Consider the following 8,389-nt stretch of genomic DNA (forward strand, 5'->3'; position numbering starts at 1 on the left):
ATTGGGAGGTTTACATATGAGTTTTGTTAGGTAAAGCGTTATGTCAGATAATTTTCCGCCATGCCACTGCAGTGGCTGCCGCGAAAAAAGAGGCGGTTATGCAAACAAAGACGAAAGTGACTATCCAAGTCATCGCCGACGAGGTTGGGCTCTCTAAGTATGCCGTTTCGCGATCTCTCGCCGGCAAGTCTGGTGTCAGCGAAGAAACGCGCCGGCGAATTTCAAAAGTCGCCGAACGACTTGGTTATACGAAGTCGGTTACCCGTAACAGGGCATCCGATACCGAGGAGATCGCTGTCGTCTTTTATGACATCGACCCCGTCAATAGCGAACTCAATGTCCAGATCCAGACCGGAGTACAGCAGGAGGCCGAGAGGCTTGGCGTTGGCATCCGAATCCGCTGGACACACAGCGATCTAGCGCTGGAGGAACTCAGCGCAAATTTCGCAGGGCTTATTCTTGTCGGACCCCACACGCCGGAAGCCATAGCGCGGGCCGCGGCTGGCGGCGCCACCATCGTGCGTCTCGGCTGGACCGATCCCCTCCAGCAGATCGACAGTGTGAGCGGGTCAGACCATGAGGCCGGCCAAGCGGTGGCGCGATATTTGACCAGCCTTGGGCACAGGTCGATTGCATATGTTTACGGCCTGCCCATCTATCGTGGTCGTCACGAACGCTATTACGGCATGCGCGAGATCCTGGAACAAAACAGTGAATTTCAACTGCATGTCATGCAGTTCGAGGAGCAGTCGGGGTTTGCGACAGCACTCGGCGAACTGCAAGAAAGGGGTGTGCATCCGACTGCCTTCTTCTGCGCTCACGATGGACTTGCCGTGACCGTCGTTTCCGAACTGCTTGGGCAAGGCTTTCGTATTCCGGACGATGTTTCGGTTGTCGGCTTCGGCGACTTTTCCGCAGCGATGCAAATTTCGCCAGCACTGACAACGGTCAGGCAGGAGGGGCGAGAAACCGGCGCCGCGGCACTGCAACTGCTTCTCGACCGCATCCGACGGCCGCGGTTGCCCGATCAGCCGCCACGCAGCATCCGTGTGGTGTCCCGGATTGTCGAGCGACGTTCTGCCGGGCCTGTAAAAAGTTAAGGCCGGTTCCGGACACTACTGGTCCTTATCCACGGCTGACGCGTCGAGGAATTGGCTAGATCCGGGGATCAGGACGTGAGGGCAGGGACAGTGTCGGCAAAGGCGCTTCGTCCCATGAACAATAAAATCAGAACGACCGACAACCCCGTTACCCACGCGGTGACGATCGAATGTTATCGCGCAACTGCACCAAACGTTGCTCTTGTGAAATGTGACGCCGCCTTGGCGGCGTGACGACGGCTGGCATCAGTAGCACGGCGGGAAGGGATAGTAGCCGCACTGCTGATTGTTGTAGTAGTTGTTATAGTAGTAAGGGCGTGTTGCTGCCGCCCCGATAGCCGCGCCCGCTACGACGCCGGTGGCGACAGGGGCGCCGCGGTACCAGGCTCCGTGGTAGACGGGCGCCTGCCAGTAGGTGCCACCCACCCGGTTGATGTTGGTATCGCCGATATGAACGTCGTTGTCTCGGAAACCTCCACGGAAATCGCCCCCGGCAAAGTCTCTTCCGCCAAAACTTCCTCCGCCGAAGTCGCCTCCACGGAAGCCACCGCCGCCAAAACGTCCTCCGCCAAAACCGCCTCCGCCGAATCCACCCCCACCTCCGAAGTGATCAATGAAGAGCGCGGCCGGTCCCGTCGCTCCGTCAAGGTTTCCCTCAAGAATGGTGACGTCGAATGTCAGGGTCGTGCCACCAAGTTTCGGGGTCTTCAATGTCACGACGGCGTCGCTGACATCAGATCCGTCGCCACCGAGTACAGAGACCGTTGCGTTCGGTGGATCGACCGCGAAATTGTCCTTGCCATCGTCCCATTGCATGATGAACTGATCCGTCAACCAGTGATCGAGGCTACGTGGAGGTGTCCCGGTCATATGCATCTTCACGTTCGGCATCGGTATGATGGACGAGCATGCCAACGGATCGACTTCAGCTAAGATCAGAGCCACACTGTCATCGCACTCGGTTGTTCGAGAGCGAGGTTGTCTTGTCCTTTGCCTGCAGGCAGTCTCGTGAGACCGCCTGCAGGTAGATCAGCTCCATCAGTTGCCTGTACCCTTTGCCGCCGCAGCAGCCTGAGCCATACGGGTTTGCATCTCTGCCTTAACGGCGTCCAGATTGAAGCTGGCGCCCCGCTGCATTGGGGGAAAGTCAAGGAAGGTCTGGAGTTCCTTTCCGACCAACTGCTGAACGAATACGAAACGCCAGAATTGATATTTAAACCAGTCGAAGTACTGCTGCCCGCCTTCTTTCGTTCCGTTGTTGGGCCAACCAGTCCGCTCGAACGGGTCCAGTCGCAGGTTGGTGATATACGGAACGTCAGGATGGGTCTTTTCGCCAAGCCAGCCCTGGGGCTGATCGATGAAACGGAACTTGTAGTCGTCGATGCGCACTGCGCCGACCGTGCTTTCACCAAGGTAGAAGATCTCGTGACGTGCAGACGTTCCCTTGCCGGTGATAGCCGCCGTCTGATCGTAGCCATCAAGATGGTTCTTGTAGGTCCGGTCTCCTATCGTTTTGCCTTGCAGCAATTCGTTGGTGATGTTCGGATTGCCGGCTGCCGCAACAAAGGTCGGCAGCCAGTCCAAACCGGAGAAAATGCCGTTCTGCACGACGTCCGCCGGCACATGACCAGGCCAGCGTAGAATTGCAGGGACGCGAAATCCACCTTCCAGAACGGTGCCCTTGGACTGCGCAAAGGGTGTCTGCCCCCCATCGGGCCAAGTGAATACTTCTGTTCCATTGTCGGTGGTGAACAGGACGATTGTGTTGTCGTCCTCACCAAGGTCTTTGATTTTCTGCATGACGAGCCCCACGTCGTCGTCGAGTTGTGCCATGCCGGCTTCCTCTTCCGACCAGCCGTTCTCAGCGTTTCGCATCGCCTCGTACTTGGGAGAGAGATGGGTGACAATGTGCATTCGCGTAGGGTTCAGCCAGACGAAGAACGGCTTGTTGTCCTGCTTGGCCTTTGCCATGAAGCTTGTTGCGAAGTCGCGAATCTCGTCGTCTACCGTTTCCATGCGCTTGGGATAGAGAGTGCCGGCGTCCTCGATCCTCTGCTTGCCGATTTTGCCCCAGCGCGGCATCTCGGTTGGATCATCCGTGTCGGTTGCCCAACTGTGAACCATGTTGCGTGGTCCGACCACGTTCAGTAGATCCTGCGGATAGTTCGGATGAGCCGGATCCTCCATCGCGTCGAGATGGTAGAGGTAGCCGAAGAACTCATCGAAGCCGTGAACGGTCGGCAGAAACTCGTTCTTGTCACCGAGATGGTTCTTGCCGAATTGGCCGGTAGCGTAGCCCATTGACTTCAGAACAGTGGCCAATGTGACCGCTTCCGCCGGCAGACCCGTCGCGGCGCCAGCCTGCCCAACAGTCGTCATGCCGGTCCGGATCGGCAGCTCGCCAGTGATGAAATTTGCGCGACCCGCCGTACAACTAGCCTCGGCATAATAGTCCGTGAACAGCATGCCTTCCTGGGCGATCTTGTCCAGATTTGGGGTGCGGCCGGCCATTAGGCCGCGATGATAGGCTCCGATGTTCCACATGCCGATATCGTCGCCCATGATGACGAGGATATTGGGCTTCGATTGCTCCTGAGCCCGTGCGGGTGCTTGCCCGCCGAACAACAGCGCACTGCCACATAGCAGCACAGTCGTCAGAATGCCCTGTCTCATTGAATTTCTCCCTCTCGGGTTCCGTCGCCCGTCTGACATAAGGCTTTGTTTTCTCGTCGCACCCCGGGACGTGCAACAATAGAACAGACCGATCGCGCGGAGGCCATTCGCGAAACTGTGAGGAATTCGCGACGCGTGGCCTCCATTTCAACATCCTCTTGAATTGCTGATGCCGAGCGGATCTGGGCAAATACTACTCGATGCGGGAATCCGTCGAAATTGCCCTTTAGGGAATCCGATAGATCAGGGCAATCAACAGTAGAGCTTCGGCAGGTAACACCAAGGATGTGTTATTGTTTGCCCCCTTGGGGGGCGGACGAATGTGTTGGGCCACGCAAAGGTTCGATCTCGGTATGCTGGGCTGCGGCGATTGTTCGTCGCTTCCAACTGATTTGCTGCCGCCTGAGAAACTAGCTGTTGCCGGCCAGGTGCCACATTGTCTACCCGTAGACGTCGTAACCTCGCCACGCACCAGACGATCCGTCTTAACCAGGTCGATTTGCTCTGCGGCATTTCCGACAATGTCGCCGAGACCATGGCCGCCAATTGCGGCTTTTGGATTTTGGCCGCTACTGCCCTGCCGGACAAGCTCCTATCCCGCCTCATGAAATCAATGATTTAGCATCAAGTCCCCTGAATTTCTAACGGCAGTGGTTCGTTTCCTACTCAAGGCGAAGAACTTAACCTTGTCCGCCCCTTCCTCGTAGCAGGTCGGCCCGACCGTTGACTACCAGATCGTCGACAACCTCTATGCCAATGCGTCGCTTCAATATCTCGACCCGGACCAGGGCCACGATGTGACGACAGGCTCCTTCGGCCTCCTTTGCGCGGCGCAACATAGCCTATGGTCGCTCGACCCCGATCAGTTGCTAGCGGCGGCGGCAGGCTTCAGGCCCGCCGCTCCTCGGGCGCGATGTCGTTCCCTTAACGTGATCGCATAATCCAGCTTTGACACTCCTGAGCGTAAGCGCAGCCTAACATGTTCCGGGACGACAAGAAGAGCCTCGAGCATCGACAAACAACCCACGGTGGTCTGCCGAAGCGGCCTATTTCTTACGCGGCCTTGTCTTCGGCACGGTCGGTTTTCCTGACGTCGTCGGGGGAGCACTTCTCGGACGATTTGACTGAATGTCGGAGATGGTTTTGCGAGCGTCCTCGATGGCTGTGTCGAATGCCTTCACCGTTGCTTCCCGACGCGTCTCCAGACTTCTGATCCGGATCTCCAGATCGCGTATTGAGCGGTCCTGTTCCAGGCCGGCTTCGTCGGGCGTGGTGCCGCCTCCACGTCGGGTGATTTCCATTGCCATCTCGACAGCTCGGTCGACAAAGGTCGATTGCTGTTTGAGCAATTCTTCGATGTCCATTGCCTTCTCCTCAAAGATCTATGTTGGTTGCGAGCATCGCAACAGGGATCGGTGCGGGGCTCACGGGACCCCGAACGAAATAGTTGGCAACAAAGACTGGCCGCGTAATCTGCTGGAAGTCGACACAGGCCGGTTGCCCAGGAAAAGCTCGAAAGGCATTGGCCGACACAAGAGCATGACGTCCCTTCAATAGCAGCGTAACGGCCAACTCGGTGTCGCGGGGCACGCGATGCATGCAGTCGTTATTTGCAAAACTTACCCGCTCGAAGCGTAGAAGCGGATCGTTGCCGTCGCGTTCCAGGAACTGTATGAGCGCAGAAAAGCCAATGCCTTCGAAGCGGTTTCCCTGCACCAGGGCGGGATAGCCAGTAACGCCATCGGTCTGCAGGATGCTGGCCAGGCTCATCCCCTGCATCAGAAGGGCCCGGTCTTCGACGGTGAGGCCGCGTCTCTCCACGATGCCGTCCCAGCCGCCACTGTAGTTGACAATATTGTCCCTGATCGCCGCCTCGAGACAGAGGATGGCAGCAATACCGACGGCAACCCCCGGAGAGGCGTTGAGATCCGCGTCGATGCCCGTGTCGATCACCTGGTTTCGCTCGACACTTGCCTGCCCGGATACGCCCAGCAGAAAGATACCGATCTTGGGAAGCTCATTGGTCCTGGTCCCGGTTCTGGCGACGCTGTTGTCGTGAACGACCAAGCGGCCTCGGCTATCGAAGCAGAACATGCCGAAACGTTCCTGCGCACGAATATCATTCGAAGACAGGGACGCATCGATCTCACGGCCCATCCCGAGCCCGACAATACCGCCCGCAACGATGTTGCGCTCGATGCTGTTGTTTTCGCCCGAGGTTGCAACGATACCGAAGCTCGCGCCCTCGATCCGGTTATCGTTAAACGAGTTGCCATGTGCATTGAAGATCAGGATGCCGGCTGTCAGCGATGCGCGTTCCCGAACACGATAGCTGATCACATTGCCAGTCAGCGAACTGGATTGTGTCGCCTCCGAAAAAAGCCCGACCTCGGCATCCCTGACCTTATTGCCCGCGACCAGCCCGTCGACCGTGATGACGTTTGCCTGTTCGCCGTTCCACCCGAAATGGATGCCGATGCTTGGCGGGCCGCTGCCGCGCGGCGTCGTGATGCTGACGTCATTGTCCTCAATCCTGAGGCCGAGGCCACCAACGGCAATCGCGGTCACCGGCGCAAATTCCGGCGATCGCTGCATGGTGACCGAATTGCAGGAGACGATGCTCCCCTCCGCCATCAAGCCGATGCCCATGTTGCGTGCGGAAAGGACCGGTCGAAACGCGACACATTCGATCCTGTTGCCCCTAATGGTTAGCCTGTCGAGCGGAACGTCCATCTGCCTCTCCAGGCAGACGATGCCGTTTGCAGTTCCACCGATGACGCAGTCTTCGATGCGGCTGAGATCTCCGCCGTTCTGCAGGAGTATCCCCGCTGTACCGGGTAGGGGCCCATCCTCCTCACCATCGCGCCTGATGCCGGCGAGGAAGCAATCGGTAATGGCAAGCAGCCGCGCACGGCTGCCCGTGATGTGCACATTCACGTCAGTACCAGAGACCGTGCAGCGCCTGATATCGACGCGTTGGGCGTCGGCAATCGCAATGCCGATGCCACCATCTTCTCTGCCGCCGCCCGAAACGAGGCAATCGTCAAGGATGCAATCCTCTGCGCGCACGAAGGTTACCATGGCAGGGCCGCCGCGCTGCCGACGGAACTGAAGCTCGTGGATCCTGTGGCGACGCCCGGATACCGTCAGAAGCGGGCCTTCGCCGGTCTCGATAATTGCTCCGGTGCTTTCGCCATGGAGACTGACATCATTGCGGCCGATAAAGAGCGGCGCCCGAAGCCTGTGGATCCCGGTCTTGAGGCAGACGCATCCCCCCGAAGGTGGCAGTTGGTCGATCGCAAGCTGGATATCGTCGCCGGGGTTGAGGACGAACGTGCAGCATCCCTGGCTGGTTACGGGTTGCGGCCGGCAATCGTTGACATCAGGACCGTTTACCGCGGCAAGCTGCATGTAGGAATGGATGATACCGCGCGGCGGAGCTGCGGTGAATTCCTCCACCGATGCGTCCGCGGTGCGTGCTGCAAAGAGCCAGTAGTCACCAACGTGGAAGCCTTCACTTCCCACCATCGAGAAGCTGATCTCGATCCCCTCTTCGATTGCGATCGGTCCTGTCGCAGTCAGGATCGTGCCGTCGGCACCGACGAGGGGATCGGAGGAGGACTGATCCCATTTTTGGACACGGGTGTGGCGCGCTGAAAGGTCCGCGGGTGCGGTTGCGAATGGCCTTCCTGTTGCGCCGATCGCTCGGTCAAGTCTAAGGATGGCGTTGGCCTCATCTATGTCGTCGATCCGCGCCATATCGCCGGATTCACCATGAAGGTCCCGGTGATCGTCCGTGACAGACACCCAGTCGCCGATCGCAAAGCGTGTCACGCGATCGCGTCCGATCCGATGAACGGTAAGCGACGACTTACCGGCCGCGGTCGCAATCTCGCTGACCGTCGTAACAAGGGAACCATTGTCCCTGGACCAGGTGAACGATGCGGTGCCAAGCGGGCCTGCTGCCTGGATCTCGATCCGGTAAAGCCGGTTCTCGAGGCCGCGATAGCCGCTCAGTGGTGGCACGATGCACGGGTCCTCCGGCGCAGGTGGCGCAACCGCGGAAACCGACATGCGTCCGCCCGAAGGAGGAGTTCCGGTAAACGTACCACACGCAGCAGGCGTCTGTGCGGCGGCTGGTACGGTCTTAACCTGCCATACCTGTTGGACACGCGTTGCCGTATCCACACCGCCAAGCGCCTTGTCGAGGAGGTCGTTGTCCTCGATATAGGTGACTTCCCTCTCCCAGAGATCAAGGTAGACATTGTAGTTGGCGCCGCCAATCGCTGGCGGGTCCGGAAGGAACGGCTGCGTCTGGTATGTAACGGACTCTCCTGGCAAAATCTCGGCGAGGTGACCATCGACATACAGTCGCCCCTCGCCAAGGCTGAAATCGTCTGCAACCGGTGCCGTCACCTTGAATGCATCGGGGGTCGTGGCATGTGGCACGCCGACGGGCCCAAAGGTGTCGAGCGCCTGAACTCGAAGCCTTTCCCTCGCAATGTCAGCTGCCTCGTTCCAGTCGGAATCGAGCTGCACGCGGCCCTGCTGGATGAGCACACTCGAAAAGCGCTTTCTGGCATCGTGCGTAAACCGTGAATAGTCGCCGGACATAG

The 8,389-nt window shown here is 58.6% G+C and carries 4 protein-coding genes and 2 pseudogenes; 2 read left to right on the forward strand and 4 right to left on the reverse strand.

The window, feature by feature from the left end:
• Window positions 1–98 precede the first annotated feature (98 nt).
• Window positions 99–1,100: a LacI family DNA-binding transcriptional regulator gene (locus tag RGCCGE502_RS18705; RefSeq protein ID WP_016555751.1), complete on the forward strand. Its 1,002-nt coding sequence runs from the start codon at window positions 99–101 to the stop codon at window positions 1,098–1,100.
• Window positions 1,101–1,346: 246 nt separating this feature from the next.
• On the opposite strand, the pseudogene RGCCGE502_RS18710 reads toward RGCCGE502_RS18705, so the two are convergent.
• A pseudogene (locus RGCCGE502_RS18710) lies at window positions 1,347–1,934 on the reverse strand (hypothetical protein); the annotation flags it as partial.
• A gap of 204 nt (window positions 1,935–2,138) precedes the next feature.
• Window positions 2,139–3,773: an arylsulfatase gene (locus RGCCGE502_RS18715; RefSeq protein WP_016555753.1), complete on the reverse strand. Its 1,635-nt coding sequence runs from the start codon at window positions 3,771–3,773 to the stop codon at window positions 2,139–2,141.
• Window positions 3,774–4,480: 707 nt separating this feature from the next.
• On the opposite strand from RGCCGE502_RS18715, the pseudogene RGCCGE502_RS38050 reads away from it, so the two are divergent.
• Window positions 4,481–4,594: pseudogene (locus RGCCGE502_RS38050) on the forward strand (porin); the annotation flags it as partial.
• Between the two features lie 225 nt (window positions 4,595–4,819).
• Here the strand turns inward: RGCCGE502_RS38050 and RGCCGE502_RS18725 are convergent.
• Window positions 4,820–5,137, reverse strand: a complete 318-nt coding sequence (locus RGCCGE502_RS18725; RefSeq protein WP_016555754.1) for a hypothetical protein — start codon at window positions 5,135–5,137, stop codon at window positions 4,820–4,822.
• 10 nt (window positions 5,138–5,147) lie between these two features.
• Window positions 5,148–8,387 (reverse strand): DUF6519 domain-containing protein, encoded by a 3,240-nt coding sequence (locus tag RGCCGE502_RS34605; protein WP_016555755.1) that lies wholly within the window; start codon window positions 8,385–8,387, stop codon window positions 5,148–5,150.
• Window positions 8,388–8,389 lie beyond the last annotated feature (2 nt).

It is taken from the genome of Rhizobium grahamii CCGE 502, from assembly GCF_000298315.2.
Lineage (GTDB): Bacteria > Pseudomonadota > Alphaproteobacteria > Rhizobiales > Rhizobiaceae > Rhizobium > Rhizobium grahamii.

Excerpts from the sequence above, each read along its gene's own strand:
- RGCCGE502_RS18705 (WP_016555751.1), top strand. The coding sequence starts at position 99 with ATGCAAACAAAGACGAAAGTGACTATCCAAGTCATCGCCGACGAGGTT.
- RGCCGE502_RS18715 (WP_016555753.1), bottom strand. The coding sequence starts at position 3,773 with ATGAGACAGGGCATTCTGACGACTGTGCTGCTATGTGGCAGTGCGCTG.
- RGCCGE502_RS18725 (WP_016555754.1), bottom strand. The coding sequence starts at position 5,137 with ATGGACATCGAAGAATTGCTCAAACAGCAATCGACCTTTGTCGACCGA.
- RGCCGE502_RS34605 (WP_016555755.1), bottom strand. The coding sequence starts at position 8,387 with ATGTCCGGCGACTATTCACGGTTTACGCACGATGCCAGAAAGCGCTTT.